General features: G+C 73.7%; 16 protein-coding genes and 1 tRNA gene. 10 read left to right on the top strand and 7 right to left on the bottom strand.

The genetic code is table 11. From position 1 onward, the window contains the following. The first annotated feature begins 23 nt into the window (after positions 1 to 23). Together ispD and ispF are read left to right on the top strand one after the other, a co-directional pair. Complete coding sequence (gene ispD, locus BCL65_RS05880; protein ID WP_243400832.1) at positions 24 to 722, top strand: 2-C-methyl-D-erythritol 4-phosphate cytidylyltransferase; 699 nt, start codon at positions 24 to 26, stop codon at positions 720 to 722. Then, positions 719 to 1,210, top strand: a complete 492-nt coding sequence (ispF, locus tag BCL65_RS05875; protein WP_106266106.1) for a 2-C-methyl-D-erythritol 2,4-cyclodiphosphate synthase — start codon at positions 719 to 721, stop codon at positions 1,208 to 1,210. The genes ispD and ispF overlap by 4 nt, the downstream gene beginning before the upstream one ends. Positions 1,211 to 1,247: 37 nt before the next feature. Here ispF and BCL65_RS05870 read toward each other — a convergent pair whose 3' ends face one another. Then, positions 1,248 to 2,612: a D-arabinono-1,4-lactone oxidase gene (locus tag BCL65_RS05870; protein ID WP_106266460.1), complete on the bottom strand. Its 1,365-nt coding sequence runs from the start codon at positions 2,610 to 2,612 to the stop codon at positions 1,248 to 1,250. A 44-nt stretch (positions 2,613 to 2,656) separates the two neighbouring features. Here BCL65_RS05870 and BCL65_RS05865 point away from each other — a divergent pair, with 44 nt between their 5' ends. The 4 genes from BCL65_RS05865 to rlmB are packed head-to-tail and all read left to right on the top strand — an operon-like array spanning position 2,657 to position 7,605. Beyond that, on the top strand, positions 2,657 to 3,850 hold the full coding sequence (locus BCL65_RS05865) for an alanine racemase (protein ID WP_106266104.1): 1,194 nt from the start codon (positions 2,657 to 2,659) through the stop codon (positions 3,848 to 3,850). A 19-nt stretch (positions 3,851 to 3,869) separates the two neighbouring features. After that, positions 3,870 to 5,183, top strand: coding sequence for a low temperature requirement protein A (locus BCL65_RS05860; RefSeq protein ID WP_243400831.1), 1,314 nt, complete (start codon positions 3,870 to 3,872; stop codon positions 5,181 to 5,183). Continuing rightward, complete coding sequence (gene cysS, locus BCL65_RS05855) at positions 5,180 to 6,613, top strand: cysteine--tRNA ligase (RefSeq protein WP_106266100.1); 1,434 nt, start codon at positions 5,180 to 5,182, stop codon at positions 6,611 to 6,613. The genes BCL65_RS05860 and cysS overlap by 4 nt, the downstream gene beginning before the upstream one ends. Next, positions 6,613 to 7,605 carry a 23S rRNA (guanosine(2251)-2'-O)-methyltransferase RlmB gene (rlmB, locus tag BCL65_RS05850; protein WP_106266099.1) on the top strand — a complete coding sequence of 331 codons (993 nt, stop codon included), beginning with the start codon at positions 6,613 to 6,615 and terminating at the stop codon, positions 7,603 to 7,605. Before cysS ends, rlmB begins: the two co-directional genes overlap by 1 nt. A gap of 347 nt (positions 7,606 to 7,952) precedes the next feature. On the opposite strand, the gene BCL65_RS05845 is transcribed toward rlmB, so the two are convergent. The 4 genes from BCL65_RS05845 to BCL65_RS05830 form a co-directional block, all read right to left on the bottom strand. Then, entirely contained in the window at positions 7,953 to 9,230 is a 1,278-nt protein-coding gene (locus BCL65_RS05845) for a DUF4032 domain-containing protein (protein ID WP_106266097.1), read from the bottom strand. Positions 9,231 to 9,302: 72 nt separating this feature from the next. Beyond that, the gene (locus tag BCL65_RS05840) at positions 9,303 to 10,418 is read right to left on the bottom strand and encodes an ABC transporter ATP-binding protein (protein ID WP_106266095.1); all 1,116 of its coding nucleotides are present in this window, start codon (positions 10,416 to 10,418) and stop codon (positions 9,303 to 9,305) included. A 206-nt stretch (positions 10,419 to 10,624) separates the two neighbouring features. Continuing rightward, positions 10,625 to 11,470, bottom strand: coding sequence for a trehalose-phosphatase (gene otsB, locus BCL65_RS05835; RefSeq protein WP_106266094.1), 846 nt, complete (start codon positions 11,468 to 11,470; stop codon positions 10,625 to 10,627). Continuing rightward, positions 11,463 to 12,920: an alpha,alpha-trehalose-phosphate synthase (UDP-forming) gene (locus tag BCL65_RS05830; protein ID WP_106266092.1), complete on the bottom strand. Its 1,458-nt coding sequence runs from the start codon at positions 12,918 to 12,920 to the stop codon at positions 11,463 to 11,465. The genes otsB and BCL65_RS05830 overlap by 8 nt, the downstream gene beginning before the upstream one ends. A 174-nt stretch (positions 12,921 to 13,094) precedes the next feature. Here BCL65_RS05830 and BCL65_RS05825 point away from each other — a divergent pair, with 174 nt between their 5' ends. From BCL65_RS05825 to BCL65_RS05815, 3 genes are all read left to right on the top strand, one after another. Then, on the top strand, positions 13,095 to 15,041 hold the full coding sequence (locus BCL65_RS05825; RefSeq protein WP_243400830.1) for a serine/threonine-protein kinase: 1,947 nt from the start codon (positions 13,095 to 13,097) through the stop codon (positions 15,039 to 15,041). Between the two features lie 120 nt (positions 15,042 to 15,161). Then, positions 15,162 to 16,031: a DsbA family protein gene (locus BCL65_RS05820; protein WP_106266090.1), complete on the top strand. Its 870-nt coding sequence runs from the start codon at positions 15,162 to 15,164 to the stop codon at positions 16,029 to 16,031. 51 nt (positions 16,032 to 16,082) lie between these two features. Beyond that, positions 16,083 to 16,158, top strand: a tRNA-Thr gene (locus tag BCL65_RS05815). A gap of 121 nt (positions 16,159 to 16,279) precedes the next feature. Here the strand turns inward: BCL65_RS05815 and BCL65_RS05810 are convergent. Continuing rightward, positions 16,280 to 17,116 (bottom strand): SGNH/GDSL hydrolase family protein, encoded by an 837-nt coding sequence (locus tag BCL65_RS05810; RefSeq protein WP_243400829.1) that lies wholly within the window; start codon positions 17,114 to 17,116, stop codon positions 16,280 to 16,282. 22 nt (positions 17,117 to 17,138) lie between these two features. Then, on the bottom strand, positions 17,139 to 17,831 hold the full coding sequence (locus tag BCL65_RS05805) for a uracil-DNA glycosylase (RefSeq protein WP_258176895.1): 693 nt from the start codon (positions 17,829 to 17,831) through the stop codon (positions 17,139 to 17,141). 87 nt (positions 17,832 to 17,918) lie between these two features. On the opposite strand from BCL65_RS05805, the gene BCL65_RS05800 reads away from it, so the two are divergent. Then, positions 17,919 to 18,230, top strand: a complete 312-nt coding sequence (locus BCL65_RS05800; RefSeq protein ID WP_374108524.1) for a DUF3263 domain-containing protein — start codon at positions 17,919 to 17,921, stop codon at positions 18,228 to 18,230. Positions 18,231 to 18,284 lie beyond the last annotated feature (54 nt).

Raw genomic sequence — 18,284 nt, 5'->3', positions numbered from 1 at the left:
TCCTCACCGCGGCCGGTTCCGGCATGCGGCTCGGGCGGGATGTCCCCAAGGCGTTGGTCGACGTCGGCGGCCTGCCGATGATCGCCCATGCCGCACGGGCTCTGGCGGACTCCGGCGTGGTGGACCTCCTCGTCATCACCGCGCCACCAGGTCGTAGCGCGGAGATGCGTGCCGCCGTCGGCCCCCTGGACCTCGAGCTGCAGGTCGTCGACGGCGGCGTCACGCGCCAGGCGTCGGTCGCGGCCGGGCTCGCCCGCGCCGAGCCCGGCACCGACGTCGTCCTCGTGCACGACGCCGCCCGGCCGCTCACCCCGCCCGCGCTGGTCCGGCGTGTCGTGGCGGCCGTGCGCAGCGGGCACCCCGCCGTCGTCCCCGGGCTGCCGGTCACCGACACCATCAAACGGGTGGCGCCCGACGACGGCGCCCCGGTCGAGCGGTCCGCCGCCGGCGCGCCCGTGGTCGAGCGCGTGGTCGAGACCCCCGACCGCAGCACCCTGCGGGCCGTGCAGACCCCGCAGGGCTTCGAGCGCGAGCTGCTGGTCCGGGCGCACGCCGAGGGTGCGTCCCGGGCGGCCGCCGAGCACCTGGCCGCCACCGACGACGCGGGCCTGGTCGAGGCGCTCGGCGAGCCGGTGCACGTGGTCGCGGGCGACGCCGCGGCCCTGAAGATCACCACCGAGCGCGACCTCGCCGTCGCCACCCTGCTGCTGGAGGAACGATGAGCGCCCTGCCGCGGACCGGCGTCGGCGTGGACGTCCACGCGTTCGCTCCCGAGGGGTCGGACCGCGAGCTGTGGCTCGGTGGCCTGCGCTGGCCGGGGGAGCGCGGGCTCGCCGGCCACTCGGACGCGGACGTCGCGGCGCACGCCGCGGCCGACGCGCTGTTCTCGGCGGCGGGCATCGGCGACCTCGGGTCGCACTTCGGCACCGGACAGCCCGAGTGGGCCGGAGCGAGCGGCGTCACCCTGCTCGCCGAGGCAGCGCGCCGCGTGCGCTCGGCGGGCTTCGAGATCGGCAACGTCGCGGTCCAGGTGATCGGGAACCGGCCCAAGGTCGGGCCGCGCCGGGCGGAGGCCGAGGCGGCGCTGTCGGAGGCGGCCGGCGCCCCGGTCTCGCTGAGCGCGACGACGTCCGACGGCCTGGGGCTCACGGGTCGCGGCGAGGGCGTCGCGGCGATCGCCACGGCCCTGGTCGCCCCGACCGCCCGGTAGCTCCGGCCTCGACCCGCTCCCCGAACCGCCCCGACGTCTACGGGGTGCCGAGGACCCGGTCCGTGTAGGCGTTCCGGAAGGTGCCACCGGGGTCGACGACGGCACGCACGCTCGCGACGTCGTCGAGCGGGTAGTGCTCGGCCAGGTCGTCGGCCGTACGGGTGTGCAGCTTGCCCCAGTGCGGCCGTCCTCCGGCCGCGACGAAGATCTCCTCCGCCGCGGCGAAGTACCGCTCGCGAGGCATCCGGTGGTACTGGTGCACGGCCACGTACGCCGTGTCCCGGTCGCGTGCCGTGGACAGCCACACGTCGTCCGCCGCCGCGCAGCGCACCTCCACGGGGAACGGCACCGGCTCGCCGGACGTCCGCAGCCAGGCTGCCAGGTCGGTCAGCACCTCGCGCAGGGCGTCGCGGGGCACCGCGTACTCCATCTCCGCGAAGCGCACCCGCCGCCGTGTCACCAGGACCTGGTCCGACGGCGCCACGTACGTGCGGTCACCGAGCGCGGCCGCGCTCATCCGGTTGATCCGCGGCACCCAGCGGGGGGTCGCGGCCGCCACGTGCATGGCGGCGCCGAGGACGCCGTTGGCCAGGACCTCCTCGTCGAGCACGGTGCGGGCGCCGGCGCCGAGGCGACGCAGGGCGCCGGGCAGGCCCTCCTGCCGCTCGGCGTGGGCGACTGCCTCGTCGCGGTCGAGGGGGTCGTTGCACCACGTGAGCATGCGGTCCGTGCCGGGGAACCAGTAGGCGTCGACCCGCTCGTGCCGGTCGACCAGCGCGTCGTAGCCGTCCACGACCTCACGCCAAGGCCGCACGGTCTCCGTCGAGCGGAGCAGGTAGGCCGGCACGACCTCGAGGGTCACCGCGGCGAGCACGCCCACGGTGCCCAGGCCGAGGCGTGCCACCTCGAACAGCACCCGCTCCGGCGAGCCGGGCGGGTCGTCGTCGGTGACCGTCCGCACCGAGCCGTCGGCCAGCACCAGCCGCACCCCGCGAACCTGCGTCGCCAGCCCGCCGAGCCGCGCACCGGTGCCGTGCGTACCGGTGGAGATCGCCCCGGCGACCGACTGCCGGTCGATGTCGCCGAGGTTGCGCATCGCCAGGCCGTGCGACGCCAGGGTCCGGTTCAGCTCGTGCAGCCGGGTGCCGGCCCCGACCGTGACCCGGGCGCTGCCGGAGGGCAGCCGCTGCACGGACTCCAGCCCGCGCAGGTGGTCCAGGCTGAGGAGCAGCCCGTCGGTCACGGCGGCGTCGGTGAACGAGTGCCCCGCACCGACGGCACGCACCCGCAGCCCGTCGCTCGCGGCGCGGGCGACCAGCGCCCGGAGCGCCGCCTCGTCGCGGGGTGTCGCCTGCTGTGCGGGCTCGGCGGTGAAGGTCCGCCCCCAGGTGGTGAACGTCACGGCGGACACTCTGCCACGCCGGGGCGCCGGTGTACCGTGCCTGCATGGGCGTGACCGAGCGGCTGACCAGGGCGACGACCGGTCTGCCCGCGCCGCTCGCCGTCGTCGACCTCGACGTGTTCGACGCCAACGCCGCGAGCCTGCTCCGCCGGGCCGGCGGCACCCCGGTCCGGGTCGCCGCGAAGTCCGTGCGGGTGCGCTCCCTCGTCGAGCGTGCCCTGGACGCCGGGTTCGCGGGCGTCATGGCGTACTCCCTCGAAGAGGCCCTGTGGCTGGTCGGGACGGGAGTGCGCGACGTGCTCGTCGGGTACCCCACGGTCGACGCGGGGGCGCTCGACCGCCTCGCCGGCGACCGGGTCGCCCGGCGCGAGATCACCCTCATGGTCGACGACGTCGCCCAGCTCGCGCTCGTGCGGTCCGCCCTCGCCGGGCACGCCGCGCCGGGGGAGGAGGCCGCGCTCCCGGAGGTCGCGGTGTGCCTCGACGTGGACTCCTCGCTCCGGGTGGGTGTGGGTCCGCTCCGTCTGCACCTCGGCACGCGCCGGTCGCCGCTGCGCAGCCCCGAGCAGGTGGCCGCGCTGGCTGCCGAGGTGGACCGTGCCGACGGCCTGCGGCTGCGCGGGCTGATGTTCTACGAGGCGCAGGTCGCGGGCCTGCCCGACACCCCGGCGGTCCGGGTGGTCAAGGCGCTGTCCGTGCCGGACGTCGACCGGCGCCGCCGCGGCATCCTCGCGGCCGTCCGTGCCGCCGTCGGGCACGAGGTCGAGCTGGTCAACGCCGGTGGCACCGGGTCGCTGGAGACGTCCGCGGCCGGGTCCGGCGTGACCGAGGTGACCTCGGGCTCCGGGCTGTTCGTCCCCGGCACCTTCGACGGGATGCGCACCGTGACGCAGCGTCCGTCGGCGTTCTTCGGGCTCGACGTGGTGCGGAACCCCGGCCCCGGCTGGGCGACGGCGTTCGGCGGCGGGTACGTCGCGTCCGGGCCCGCCGGCGCGTCCCGGCTGCCGCGGCTGGTCACGCCCGGCTGGTCGCTCACCCGGCAGGAGGCCGCGGGCGAGGTGCAGACCCCGCTCCGGCTGCGCGGCGGGCGACCCCTGCACGTGGGGGACAGGGTGTGGTTCCGCCACGCCAAGGCGGGCGAGCTGATGGAGCGGTTCGCCGCCGTGCACCTCGTGCGCGGCGACGAGGTGGTCGGCACGGTGCCCACCTACCGCGGGGAGGGTCGCACTTTCGGCTGACGTCTGGTTCGCTGGCCGCATGAGCCACGACCGACTGCGCCGGATGTTCGGTCGCGACCCCGCCCAGACGCACCGCGCCGCGACACCGCTGGAGCTGCTCTTCGACCTGGTGTTCGTGGTGGCGTTCGCCGTCGCGGGTGAGCAGGCGGCGCACCTGATCGCCGAGGGCCACGTGCCCGCCGGCGTGATCGGCTTCGCCTTCGCGGTCTTCGCGATCGTGTGGGCGTGGATCAACTTCACCTGGTTCGCTTCCGCGTTCGACACCGACGACTGGCTCTACCGCCTGACCACGATGGTCCAGATGATCGGCGTCGTCGTCCTGGCCCTCGGCCTGCCGGAGATGTTCCGCTCGATCGACGGCGGCCAGCAGGTGGACAACGAGGTCATGGTCGCCGGGTACGTGGTGATGCGCCTCGCGATGCTGGCCCAGTGGCTGCGGGTCGCCCGGCAGTCGCCGACCTACCGGCCCGTCGCGCTCGTCTACGCCACCGCGCTGGTGGTCGCGCAGCTCGGCTGGGTGCTCCTGGCGGTGCTGCCCGTGTCCGTGGGCCAGTTCTTCCTCCTCGGGGCCGGCATGGTGCTCGTCGAGACCGCCGGGCCGGTGATCGGGGAGCGCAGGCCGGTCGCCGACGCGTCCGGGCGGCGCGGCACCCCCTGGCACCCGCACCACGTGGCCGAGCGGTACGGGCTGCTGGTCATCATCACCCTCGGCGAGGGTGTGATCGGCACGGTGGCCTCGTTGTCCGCCGTCGTCGAGCACTCCGGTTGGAGCGTGGACGCCGTCCTCGTCTGCGTCGCCGGCGTCGCCCTCACGTTCGGCCTGTGGTGGACGTACTTCCTCACCCCGGCCGGCGATCTCCTGGCCCGGCACCGGGGCCGCTCGTTCGGGTGGGGCTACGGCCACCTGGTCGTGTTCGGGTCCCTCGCCGCGGTGGGTGCCGGGCTGCACGTGGTGGCCTACTGGCTGGAAGGAGAGGCCCACCTGTCCGACGTCGGTGCGCTGCTCGCCGTCGCCGTGCCCGTGCTGGTCTTCCTGGTGACGGACGTCGTCCTGCACGTCTACCTCGTGGGGCGTGCCGACCCGGTGCGCCTGCTGCTGCTCGGAGCCGCGGTGGCCCTCCTGGCGGCAGCGGTCGCGGTCGTCGCCGCGGGCGGCACGACGCCGGTGGCGCTGCTGCTCGTGATGCTCGCCCCGGCCGTGACCGTGGTCGTCCACGAGACGGGCGGCCACCGGCGCCTGACGGCGATGCTCGACGCCGACGCGGAGGCCACCGGCGAGCGCAGGCCGGCCGCGCCGACCGGCGGCGACCAGGCCGGTACCCTGGACCGGTGACCTTGCACCTGTATGACACCGCCACGCGCACCGTGCGCGAGCTCGTCCCACGCACCCCGGGCAAGGTCGGCATCTACCTCTGTGGCGCCACCGTGCAGTCCTCGCCGCACGTCGGCCACCTGCGACCCGCCGTCGCGTTCGACGTGCTGCGCCGCTGGCTGCGGCGCAAGGGGCTGGACGTGACGCTGATCCGCAACGTCACGGACATCGACGACAAGATCCTCACCAAGGCCGCCGCGGCCGGGGTCGAGTGGTGGGCGCACGCCGCTGTGCACGAGCGGGAGTTCACCGCCGCGTACGACGCGCTGGGCGTCCTGCCGCCCACCTACGAGCCGCGTGCCACCGGCCACGTGCCGCAGATGATCGATCTGATGGAACGTCTCGTCGAGTCGGGGCACGCCTATGCCACCGGCCCCGGCAACGTCTGGTTCGACGTCCGGTCCTGGCCCGCCTACGGCGAGCTGACCACGCAGCGGCTCGAGGACCTCAACCCCGAGTCGACGGACGACGCCGCTACGACCGAGAAGCGCGACCCGCACGACTTCGCGCTGTGGAAGGCGTCGCGACCCGGTGAGCCGGAGACCGCCGCGTGGGACACCCCGTTCGGCCGCGGCCGGCCTGGCTGGCACCTCGAGTGCTCGGCGATGGCGCACCGGTACCTGGGCGAGTCCTTCGACATCCACGGCGGCGGCCTCGACCTGCGGTTCCCGCACCACGAGAACGAGCAGGCCCAGTCCCGTGCCGCGGGCTACGGGTTCGCCGACCGGTGGATGCACTCCGCCTGGGTGACCCAGCAGGGCGTGAAGATGAGCAAGTCGCTCGGCAACGGGCTGCTCATGAGCGAGGTCCTCGCCAAGGCGCCAGCGCCGGTCGTGCGCTACGCCCTGGCAGCGGTCCAGTACCGCTCGATGCTCGAGTGGGGCCCGGACACGCTCGACGAGGCCCGCAACACCTGGGAGCGCCTCGTCGGGTTCGTGGCACGCGCCACCGAGCGCGTCGGCGACGTCTCCCGGGCGGAGGTCGCCACCTCGGCGCTGCCGCCGGCCTTCGAGGCCGCGATGGACGACGACCTCAACGTCCCGGCCGCCCTCGCCGTCGTGCACGAGACCTTGCGGTCCGGGAACACGGCGCTCGCCGCGGCCGACGACGACGGCGCCCGCCGGGCGCTGGTCGCGCTGCGGGGCATGCTCGACGTGCTCGGCCTCGACCCCGCCGACCCGCTCTGGGCCGCGGAAGCAGACACCAAGGTGGCCGACGCGCTGGACGCCGTCGTGCGCGCGGAGCTCGAGGCGCGGGCCGCTGCCCGTGCCGCGAAGGACTGGGCCACCAGCGACGCGATCCGGGACCGCCTCGCCGCGGCCGGCGTCGTCGTGCAGGACTCACCGGACGGCGCCCGTTGGGCGTTGTCCACCACGGAGGAGAACAGCTGATGGCGGGCAACTCGCAGCGACCCGGCGCGAAGCGCAAGGGAAGCACCAAGAAGGGCGCACAGGTCGGCACCGGCGGCCACAGCCGCAAGGCGCTGCAGGGCAAGGGGCCGACGCCGCGCGCGGAGGACCGCACCTACCACCCGGCGCACAAGAAGAAGGTGGCCGCCGAGAAGCGCCAGGAGTCGCAGAGCGCGCAGGGAGCGCGCAAGGGCGTCTCCCGCGGCACGCGCAAGGCGACCGGCGGTGCCGAGGTGGTGGCCGGCCGCAACGCGGTGCTGGAGGCGCTGCGCACGCAGGCCCCGGTCACGGCCGTGCACATCGCCGAGCGCATCGACCACGACGACCGCACCCGCGAGATCCTCGAGCTCGCCTCGATGCGCGGGGCGCGCCTGCTCGAGTCGTCGCGCGGGGCGCTGGACCAGCTCACCGAGGGCTCCGTGCACCAGGGCGTGGCCCTCGAGGTGCCGCCCTACGAGTACAAGGACGTCGAGGACCTGCTCGACGCCGCGGCGGACGCCGGGGAGCCGCCGCTCATCGTCGCGCTCGACTCGGTCACCGACCCCCGCAACCTGGGCGCCGTGCTCCGGTCGGCCGGCGCGTTCGGCGCGCACGGCGTGCTTGTGCCCTCCCGGCGCTCGGCCTCCGTGACGGCGTCGGCGTGGAAGGTCTCGGCCGGTGCCGCGGCGCGGGTGCCGGTCGCCAAGGAGACCAACCTGGCGCGCACGCTGACCGAGCTGAAGAAGTCGGGCGTGTTCGTCGTCGGGCTCGACGCCGGCGGGGACACCGCGATCCGGGACCTGCCGTTCGCGACCGACCCGCTCGTCATCGTGGTCGGCTCCGAGGGCAAGGGGCTCTCGCGGCTGGTCCGCGAGACCTGCGACGCGGTGGCGTCGATCCCCATCGCCTCGTCGGTGGAGTCGCTCAACGCCGGTGTCGCCGCGGGCATCTCGCTGTACGAGGTGGCTCAGGCCCGAGCCGCCGCCACTGCCTGACCGCGAGGTAGGCACATCTCCGCCGAGGTAGTAGCGGCTCGGCCGAGGTAGTGGCACATACGCCGAGGTAGTAGAGGTTCCGGCCGAGGTAGTAGCGCTCGCGCCGAGGTAGTGGCCGACGGCGGCGGGTAGAGGGGCGTCCGGCGGGTCGCCGTCCGGAGTGACGCGCGTCCACGGGCCTCCGCCACCCGGCTCCGACGCTCGCCGCCCCGGCGTCTCCTCGCGGCGTCGGGCTACCTCAGCGAGAACTGTGCTACCTCGCGGCAATCGCTACTACCTCGGCCGGAACCTCTACTACCTCGGCGGGACCGCCACTACCTCGGCGGGGGGCGGGCGGACGGTGGGGCTCAGCCGTCCGCCGACGCGTAGTGGAAGTAGTCCGACTCGGGGCCCTCTTCAGGCGCCTCCCCGGGGGCGAGGCCGAGGATGGCCTTCTCGTCGGGACGGTGCTGGAGCACGTTCTCCACGTAGGACGCCACGGTCTCGGGCATCGGCACGTCGCGCTGCGCCTGCTCGGAGATGAACCACCGGTGGTCGAGGATCTCGTGGTAGAGCTGCGCGGGCTCGAGCTTGCGCCGGAGCTCGCGGGGCACGGCGCGGATCGTCGGCCGGAAGACGTTCTGCAGCCAGTCGTGCGCCACGAGCTGCTCGTCCTCCTCCTGGCGCTCCGTCGCCGCCTGGTAGGAGTCGAGGTCGTTGAGCAGTCGGCGGGCCTGGTTGTCCTGCACGTCCAGGCCGGTGAGCTTGAGCAGCCGCCGCGAGTGGTGCCCCGCGTCCACCACCTGGGGCTGGATCTGCACGGTGGTGCCGTCGATGTCGGTGGTGATGGACAGCTCGCCGACGTCGAAGCCGAGCTCGTTGAGACGCTCGATGCGCGCGGCGACACGCCAGCGCTCGTCGGCGTGGAAGGCCTCGACGCCGGTGAGCGCCTGCCAGAGCTCCGTGTACCGCTCGACGAGCGAGTCGCCGATCGCGATCTCGTCGATCTCCTCGTCGAGGAGCTCGCCGGCGGTGAGGTCCATCAGCTCACCGATGATGTTGGTGCGCGCCAGGTCGACGTCGTACTCCCGCTGTCCGCGGGTGAGCTCGCGGTGCAGGGCGCCGGTCTCCGCGTCGACGAGGTACGCGGCGAACTGCTCGGCGTCGCGGCGGAACAGCGTGTTGGACAGCGACACGTCGCCCCAGAAGAACCCGGTCAGGTGCAGGCGGACCAGGAGCACGGTGAGGGCGTCGATGAGCCGGTTCACCGTCTCGTCGCGCAGCGCCTGGCTGAACACGGAGCGGTACGGCAGCGAGAACGCGAGGTGCTCGGTGACGAGCGCGGCCTCGAGCGGCTCGCCCGCGTCGGACCGGCGGCCCGTGACGACGCCGACCGGCTTCACGGCGGGCACCTCGAGCTTGCGCAGCTGGCGCAGCATCTCGTACTCGCGGAACGCGATCGACTCGCTGATCTCCTTGATCGCGAGCACGCGGCCGTCGAGGCGCACGAACCGCACCACGTGCCGGGAGATACCGCGGGGCAGGGCGGCCAGCACGTCGGCCGGCCACTCGGCGAGCGGTTGCCGCCAGGGCAGGTCGAGCAGCGCCGAGTTCGGCGTCGCCGAGGTGATCTGCAGCTGTTCCATCGGGTGTCAGCGTAGACGACGACGGGCGGGCCCGGCCGAAGCCGGACCCGCCCGTCAGACGCTAGGCGTGGTTCAGAGACGCGCGCCGGTGGAGGGAGCGAACACGTGCGACTTGCCCGGCTCGATGGTGACGTGGATGGTGTCACCCTTCATCGGGACGTCGCGCGGGTCGATGCGCACGATGACCTGGTCCGACGAACCGGAGTGCAGGTCGCCCGCCACGCCCTCGCTCTTGAGCGAGCCGTAGACGAACGCGTCCGAGCCGAGCTCCTCGACGAGGTTGACCTCGACCTGCAGGGCGTCGGGGCTGCCGGCGGAGACGATCTCCAGCGCCTCGGGACGGAACCCGACGGTGATCTTGCCGCCGTCGGCGTCCGTGAGCTGGCCGAGGGCGTCGCGGTCGATCGGCACGGCCGCGTGGCCGACGACGGCCTTGCCGTCCTTGACGTCGAAGGTGCCGACGTTCATGGCGGGGGAGCCGATGAAGCCCGCGACGAACACGTTCGCCGGGGTGTCGTACATCTCGCGCGGGGTGCCGACCTGCTGCAGCAGACCGTCCTTGAGGACCGCGATGCGGTCACCCATCGTGAGGGCCTCGGTCTGGTCGTGCGTGACGTAGACCGTCGTGACGCCGAGGCGGCGCTGCAGGGACGCGATCTGCGTACGCGTCTGGACACGCAGCTTGGCGTCGAGGTTCGACAGCGGCTCGTCCATGAGGAACACCTGCGGCTGACGCACGATGGCGCGGCCCATGGCGACACGCTGACGCTGACCACCGGAGAGCGCCTTCGGCTTGCGGTCGAGGTACTCGGTGAGGTCGAGGATCTTCGCGGCCTCCTCGACGCGCTGGCGGATCTCCGCCTTCGGCGTGCCGGAGATCTTCAGCGCGAAGCCCATGTTGTCCGCGACGGACATGTGGGGGTAGAGCGCGTAGTTCTGGAAGACCATCGCGATGTCGCGGTCCTTGGGCTGCACGTCGGTGACGTCGCGGTCACCGATGTAGATGTGCCCGCCGTTGACGTCCTCGAGGCCTGCCAGCATGCGCAGCGACGTGGACTTTCCGCAGCCCGAGGGGCCGACGAGGACGAGGAACTCGCCGTCCTCCACCTCGAGGTTGAGCTGGTCCACGGCCGGGCGCTCGCTGCCCGGGTAGATCCGCGTCGCGTGGTCGTAGGTGACCGAAGCCATGGTGATTCCCTCCACCGGCAGGTACGTGCCGGACGATCCGTTGTGGTCGGGTGTCTTGCGTTCACGACTGGCGTGTCAGCGGTGACACATTCTGTTGTTCGACGCGCCCGGCCCCGGTCCGTCCCGGGGATTGGCGCTGCTCGATAGTACATGGCCGTGACCGGGATCACGCCATGTCCCTGGTCACGTTCGTGCAGCGGTCCGCCTCACACGGCGAGGAGGTCCGTGATCCGGTCGAGGACGGCGGCCACGGCGTCGCTGTCCGCGACGCGGTGCGCGGCCAGGGTCTCGCCGGGCCCCACCTTGATGGTCACGTCGCCCGCGCCGAGCACGGCGAAGGCCTTCTCGTCCGTGGTGTCGTCGCCCGCGTACAGGACGCGCGTGGCCGAGGCGCCGGCATCCTGCGCGACGACGGTGCGCAGCCGTTCGAGCGCCTCGCCCTTGGTCGTGTGCAGCACGGCGATCTCGACCACGTCCTTGCCGTGCATCGCGTCCAGCCCGAGCCGTGCCGCCGCGGCGTCGGCCGCCTCGACGGCGGCGGCCGTGTCCGCGGGCCCGGCCGTGCGCGTGTGCAGGACGGCGGCGCTCGGCTTGCGCTGCACCCACGCCCCGTCCCGGCCCACGACGGCGGCGTCGAGCGCCGCCGTGAGCTCGGCCAGGACGTCGGCCTGCTCGGCGGTGAGCTCGAACGGCACCGCGTCGAGCCCCGCGGTGGTCGCGTGGCCGGTCTGCGCGCCGTGGCTGCCCACCAGGTACGCGCCGACCGGCGGGACGGAGCGCTGCGCCAGGTCCTCGAGGTCACGGCCGGAGACGAAGGCGAGCCGGGCACGCCCGGCCGCGGCCCCGGCGTCCGCGGGCCCGTCGCCGCGCACGTGCGCCCCCAGCCGGTCCACGGCCGCGCGGGTGGCCGCCGTCATGCGGGACGCGGTCGGGTCGTCCACGAGCGGGGCGAGCACCCCGTCGAAGTCGAGCGCGACGAGCACCGCGGCGCCGTCGTCGGCCACGAGCTGCTCCAGGGCGGTGGCGAGGGAGGGGGCGATCGCCTCAGACATGGGTGTCCCGGGAGGGCATGGCGGTCAGGACGCCGAGGAACGTCTTGGACCACTTCGCGACGTCGTCGCCCATGACCTTGCGGCGCAGGCGGCGCATGCGGCGGCGCTTCTCCTTGGGGTCCATGTGGGCTGCGGTGACGATGATGTCCTTCATCCCGTCGATGTCGTGCGGGTTGACGAGCAGCGGCCCGGGGGCGAGCTCGTCGGCCGCGCCGGTGAACTCGGACAGCACCAGCACGCCGCCCAGGTCCGAGCGGGCCGCGATGTACTCCTTGGCCACCAGGTTCATGCCGTCGCGCAGGGACGTCACGAGCATGACGTCCGCCGCGAGGTAGAGGGCCGCCATCTCCTCCGGCGGGTAGGAGTGGTGCAGGTAGTGGATCGCGGAGTGCCCGATCTCGCCGAACTCGCCGTTGAGGCGCCCCACCAGGCCCTCGACGTGCTCGCGGAGCTCCTGGTAGGCGCCGACGTTCTCCCGCGACGGGCTGGCGACCTGCACGAGCGTGGTGTGCTCGGCGTCGATGCGGCCGTCCTGCAGGATCTCGCCGTACGCCTTGATCCGGTGCCGGATGCCCTTGGTGTAGTCGAGGCGGTCGACGCCGAGCATGACGACGTCCGGGTCGCCCAGGTCGGCACGGATCTCCTTGGCCCGGGCCTGGACCTCGGTGCTGCGCGCCAGCCGGTCGAACTTGCTGGTGTCGATGGAGATGGGGAACGCTGCCGCCCGCACGCGCCGGCCCGGCGTGCCGTCGTCGGCCTCCATGGAGACGACGGAACCGCGGGTCGGGTGGTCGGTGAGACGCCGTACGGCCCGCACGAAGTTCGAGGCGTCACCGCCGCGCTGGAACCCGACGAGGTCGGCACCGAGCAGCCCCTCGAGGATGCTGCGTCGCCAGGGGAGCTGCTGGAACAGCTCGACCGGGGGGAAGGGGATGTGGTCGAAGAACCCGATGCGCAGGTCCGGGCGCAGGTCGCGCAGCATCTTGGGCACGAGCTGGAGCTGGTAGTCGTGCACCCACACGACGCCGCCGCGGGCGGCCTGCGCCGCCGCCGCCTCCGCGAACCGCTGGTTGACCCGCCGGTAGGCCTCCCACCACTGCCGGTGGTAGGTGGGCGGGGCGATCACGTCGTGGTACAGCGGCCACAGCGTGTCGTTGGAGAAACCCTCGTAGTACTTGCTGATCTCGCTCGCGGACAGCGTGACCGGGACCAGCATCATGCCGTCGGCCTCGAAGGGCTCGTGCGCCAGGTCCGGTGCGCCGGACCAGCCGACCCAGGCCCCGTCGTTCTCCTGCATGACGGGCTCCAGCGCCGAGACCAGGCCTCCGGGCGACCGCTGCCAGTCCACCTCGCCGTCGTCGTCGACGGAGAAGTCGACCGGGAGCCGGTTCGCCACGACGACGAGGTCGTACCCGCCGGTGCCCTCGGAGCTGCTTGCCGATCCGTTCAAAGGTTGTTCTCTCCCCAGGTTGGTGGCCCCCCGCACTGACTTGACAGGGTAGCCAGACGCCCACGGCGAACCTTACCGAGCGGGGCCCCTGGCTGCTCGGCCACCGGTGTCGCGGGACGCGTGCCCGCGCGGTGCGAGCGCGCGGACCCCCGCCCCGGCGCTACGGTGTGGCCCATGGGAGAGGGCGACGAGGCACAGGTGATGACGGCGGGTGCCCCGGCGTCCGGAGCCGACGGGACGTTGCCTGCGGGGTCCGACATCGGGGGCTACTCCGTCGTGTCCCTGCTCGGCCGCGGCGCGATGGGCGCCGTCTACGAGGCGGTCGACGGCGGTGGGCAGCGCGTCGCGCTCAAGGTGCTGCACGCGCACGTGGACGCGAACCCTGCCGGCCGGCAGCGGCTGCGCCGCGAGGTCGCGGCCCTGCAGCGCCTGCGCCACCCCGCCGTCGCGCAGGTGCTCGACGCGGAGTTCGAGGGTCCCCAGGCGTTCGTCGTCACCGAGCTGATCGAGGGACTCACGCTCGAGGAGGAGGTCGACGCGCGCGGCCCCCTCGACGTCGCCGACCTCTTCTCGCTGGCCGACCAGCTCGCCGACGCCCTGGAGTCCGTGCACGCCGCCGGGGTGGTGCACCGGGACCTCAAGCCCTCCAACGTCATGGTCACCGGCGCCGGGCCCTCGCTGATCGACTTCGGGATCGCGCAGAGCACCGAGGACGCCCGCACCACCATGACCGGGTTCGTGATGGGCACCCCCGGGTACATCGCGCCCGAGCTGCTGGACGGCGGCGACCCGGTGCCCGAGACCGACTGGTGGAGCTGGGCCGCGCTGCTGGCCTTCGCCGCGACCGGGCGGTCGCCGTTCGGCGTGCGCCCGACCGACCTCGTGCTCCGCCGGTCGCGGGAGGGCCGGGCCGACCTGGTCGGCGTCCCGGCCCGCACCGGGCGGGCGCTCGCGGGCGCGCTGCACGCCGACCCCGCCCGGCGCTGGGGCCCCACCGACGTGGTGCGCGCCGTCCGCCGCGACCTGGAGGCGGGGGCGAGCGACGTCGTCGGCGTCCCGGACGACCCGCAGGCCACCCAGCGCATCGTGGTCGCCGCGGGTGCGGCGACGGCGGCGCTCGCGGGAGCGTCCGCCGCGGGCCGGGCCGGCGCCGACACCGCGGTCTCCGGGGAGTCGGCGGACGACGACGGCACGGCACCCGGCGCGGAGACGGGTGGTGACGGCACGGCCCCGGGCGGGGCGACCCGGGAGGTGGCCGCGGCGCGCGCCGGGGACGAGACCGCCGTCGTCGGGCCGCCCGTACCCCCGCCGCCCCCGCAGGACGCCCGGCGTGCGATGCCCGCCGACGAGCGCGAGCGGGCGATGGCGCAGGACGGCGGCACCCAGATCCTGCCGGTCGGGGACGTCCGGTACCGCAGCTACGAGGAGCTGGCGGACGCGACGCCCGACCCGGACCCGGAACCTGAGCAGCCCGCGGGCCCGTACGTGGCACCCGTGCACCCGCGCCGGTGGGGGAGCGTGCTGGCGCTGGGCCTGCCGGTCGTCGTGCTGGCCGCGTTCTACCCGCTGATCGCGTTCGGCGTGCTCTGCGGCCTCACCGTGCTGTGCCGCATCGTCGGGACCTCGGGTCAGCGCTTCCACGAGCGGCGCGAGCGCAAGGGCGTGAACCGGTCCGACGGGCTGGTGGCGACCCTCCTCTTCCCGTACCACGCCGTCGTCGGTGCGCTCGGGATCGTGCCCGCCGCGCTGGTCGGCGGGTGCGTGGGACTCCTGGCGGTCATGGGCGGCTACTGGCTGTTCGGCGACGGCAACCTCATCGTCATGCCGCTGGAGGACGTCGCCTCCCGGTCGGTCGGCGGCCGCAACGCGCCGGTCGTCTTCGGGCTCGTGCTGGCCGGGGCGATGGTCGCGGTGGTGCTGGCGACCTGGTTCGGGCCGGCGGGTCGCACGGCGCGCGACGGTGCGCGGACGATCCTCGCGAACCTCGCGCCAGGCCTGCTCGGCGCGGTGATCGTGGTGGCGGTGTGCCTCGTCGGGTCGTGGATCCTGTACACGCAGCTCAGCGGCGACCCGCACCCGATCGAGTGGTGGCCCATGGGTGGGCCGCCGTCGTTCTTCTGAGCGCTCACAGGTAGCGCTCAGGCTTCGTCGATAGGTTCACGCGGGCGGAGGTGTCCGCGCCGGTAGGCTGGCGCGCGGATCTGCCGCCCGGAACCCACGACCCGAAGGACCTCTACCGAGATGTCGAACAAGAACAAGGCCCAGCTCCGCGAGGAGGCGCGCCAGGAGGCGCTCGCGCGGCAGAAGAAGCAGGCGCAGCGCGACAAGCGCAACCGCATCCTCGTCTTCGGGGGGCTCGGCGTCGCGATCGCCGCGCTGGTCGCCGTCGCCGCGTTCATCCTCGTCAACGAGGGCGCCAAGAAGAACGTCGAGGACATCCCGCTGGCCGAGGTCACCGACGTGCCCTCGACGGCGACGGAGGGTGGCGGCATCCCCGTGGGCGCCGACCTGGTCGCCGGCACCGAGAACGAGGGTGCGCCCGTGGTCGACGAGTACCTCGACTACATGTGCCCCGTGTGCGGTCAGTTCGAGCAGATCAACGGCGCCGACGTCGAGACGATGCTCACGTCCGGTGACGCCACCGTCGTCTTCCACCCGGTGTCGATCCTGGACCGCGCCTCGAACGGTGAGGAGTACTCGACCCGCGCGGCCTCGGCGGCCTACTGGGTGGCCGACCGTGCTCCCGAGGCGTTCTTCGACTTCAACGAGGCGCTGTTCGCGAACCAGCCGGAGGAGGGGACGGAGGGCCTCGACGACGAGGCGATCGCCGACCTCGCGGAGGGTGCCGGAGCGCCGGCGGACGTCGCGGCCGGCATCGCGGACGGTACCGCTCGGGAGACCTTCGGTCAGTACGTGTACTCCCTGACCAACGAGGCCACGGCGAACGAGGCGCTGGTGAACGCCGACGGCGGCTTCGGCACGCCGACGATCGTCGTCGACGGCGAGCGCTTCGAGGGCTGGAACCAGCCCGGTGCGCTGCTCGCGGCCGTGCAGGGCGGCGCCCCCGCGGCCGAGGAGGACTCGGCCGAGGAGGAGTCCTCGGAGGGCTGACGCCCCGGCGGGGGCCGGCTGCCGCTGCGCGGTAGGCTGGTCCCCGCTCCCGCCGCCTTAGCTCAGCTGGTAGAGCTCCCGTCTTGTAAACGGAAGGTCGTCGGTTCGAATCCGACAGGCGGCTCCACCTGTCGCCGGTTGTGGGCGCGATTTCTGGCCCGATTCGTCCCCTTCGGGACGATATCGAGCCCAGAAATCGCGCCCACAACGTTCGCGCCGCGGCTGGGTCGGGTCGGCGTCCGGCTCGGTCAGCGCTCCGACGGCGGCCAGACCGTCGGCTCGGCCCACTTCGCCAGCCGGCCGTCACCGCTGGACGTGCCGGTGATGCGCCGTCGGACCCAGGGGGCCACGTGCACCCGCGCCCACTGCGCGTCCGCCTGGAGCCGTTGCCGCAACCGCGGCGACGGCGCGGCGTCCAGCGGCGCGTCGAACGCCGGGTCGTCCGGCTCGAGCCCCAGGCCGACCAGCGCGGCGTTCGCGACCCGGCGGTGCCCCTCGTCGGTGAGGTGGATGCGGTCGTCGGACCACATCCGCCAGTCCTGCAGCCCGTGCAGACCCCAGGTGTCCAGCACGAACGCGCCGTGCCGCCGTGCGATCGACCAGATGTTCGCGTTGTAGATGCCGACCCGACCCTGCGTCCAGTTCAGGGCGCCCGCCGTGCGGAACCCGGTGGCCAGCAGGACGTCCGCCCCGGTGGAGCGGATCTGCACCACCGCGCGCTCGAGCACGGCCGAGAGCCCGTGCGGGTCCACCTGAGGGCGCAGGATGTCGTTGCCCCCACCCACCAGCGACACCAGGTCCGGTTCCATGGCGAGGGCCTCGGGCACCTGGGCGGCGATGATCTGGCGCAGCTTGCGCCCCCGGATCGCCAGGTTCGCGTACTCGAACGGCGCGTCCCCGCGGCGCTCGGCGAGGTGGTCGGCGAGCCGGTCGGTCCAGCCGCGCTGCACGCCGTCGGACGCGGTGCCGGCCGCCACGGGGGTGCCGTCGGTGTGCGGGTACGGGTCCCACAGGCCTTCGGAGAACGAGTCGCCGATCGCGACGTAGCGGGACCAGCGCGGGGTGGGTGTCGAGGGCGATGTCACGCCCCCATCTTGCACCCGTCGCTCAGGGCAAGCGCCAGTCCACGGGTGCGGCCCCCTGTGCCTCCAGCAGCGCGTTGACGCGGGAGAACGGCTTGGAGCCGAAGAACCCCCGGTAGGCGGCCAACGGGCTCGGGTGCGCGGACTCCACCGTGGGGGTCGCGCCCAGCCACGGCGTCAGCGAGGCGGCGTCGCGCCCCCACAGGATCGCGACGAGCGGCCCGCCGCGGGCCACGAGCGTCTTGATCGCGGCCTCCGTCACCTGCTCCCAGCCCTTGCCGCGGTGCGACGCCGGTTCCCCCGGCCGCACCGTGAGGACCCGGTTGAGCATCATCACGCCCTGGTCCGCCCACGGGCTCAGGTCGCCCGACGACGGCGGGGGCGCGCCGACGTCGTCGGCCAGCTCCGTGTAGATGTTCGCCAGGGACTTGGGGACCGGGCGGACGTCCGGCTGGACGGAGAAGGACAGGCCCATCGGGTGACCCGGCGTCGGGTACGGGTCCTGGCCGACCACTAGGACGCGCACGTCGGCCAGCGGACGGCGGAACGCGGCGAAGACGTCGCCCGGTGCCGGCAGGTACGTGCGCCCGGCCGCCACCTCGGCGCGCAGGAAGTCGCCCATCGCGTGGATCTGGGGCTCGACGTCGGCGAGCGCCGCCGCCCAGTCCGGTGCCATCACGGTGTCCAGGGCGGGGCGCGTCGTCGTCGGGGAGTCCACGCACGCGACGCTAGCGCACTCGCGACGCGCGGCCCAGGATGCCCGGGACAGCGCCCGAGGTGCCCCATACTGGCCGCTATGAGCGAGATGCTGGTCCAGGACATCGACACCACGACGGAGGCGCCGTCGTCGGCCACCGGAGCCGGTGCGCTGACCGACCGGGAGCGCGAGATCCTCGCCTTCGAGAAGCAGTGGTGGAAGTACGCCGGCTCGAAGGAGCAGGCCGTGCGCGAGCTCTTCGACATGTCGGCCACCCGGTACTACCAGGTGCTCAACGCGCTGCTCGACACGCCCGCGGCGCTCGAGCACGACCCGATGCTGGTCAAGCGCCTCCGCCGGATGCGGGCCACCCGGCAGCGGGCGCGCACGGCTCGCCGACTCGACGGCACGACCGGCTGACCTGCGGTGGCGCGATACTGAACAAGGGCTGTAGGTCTCGGCGCGGGGAACCGC

This window comes from Isoptericola halotolerans (assembly GCF_003003075.1).
Lineage (GTDB): Bacteria > Actinomycetota > Actinomycetes > Actinomycetales > Cellulomonadaceae > Isoptericola > Isoptericola halotolerans_A.
This window is presented reverse-complemented; position numbering and strand designations above follow the sequence as displayed.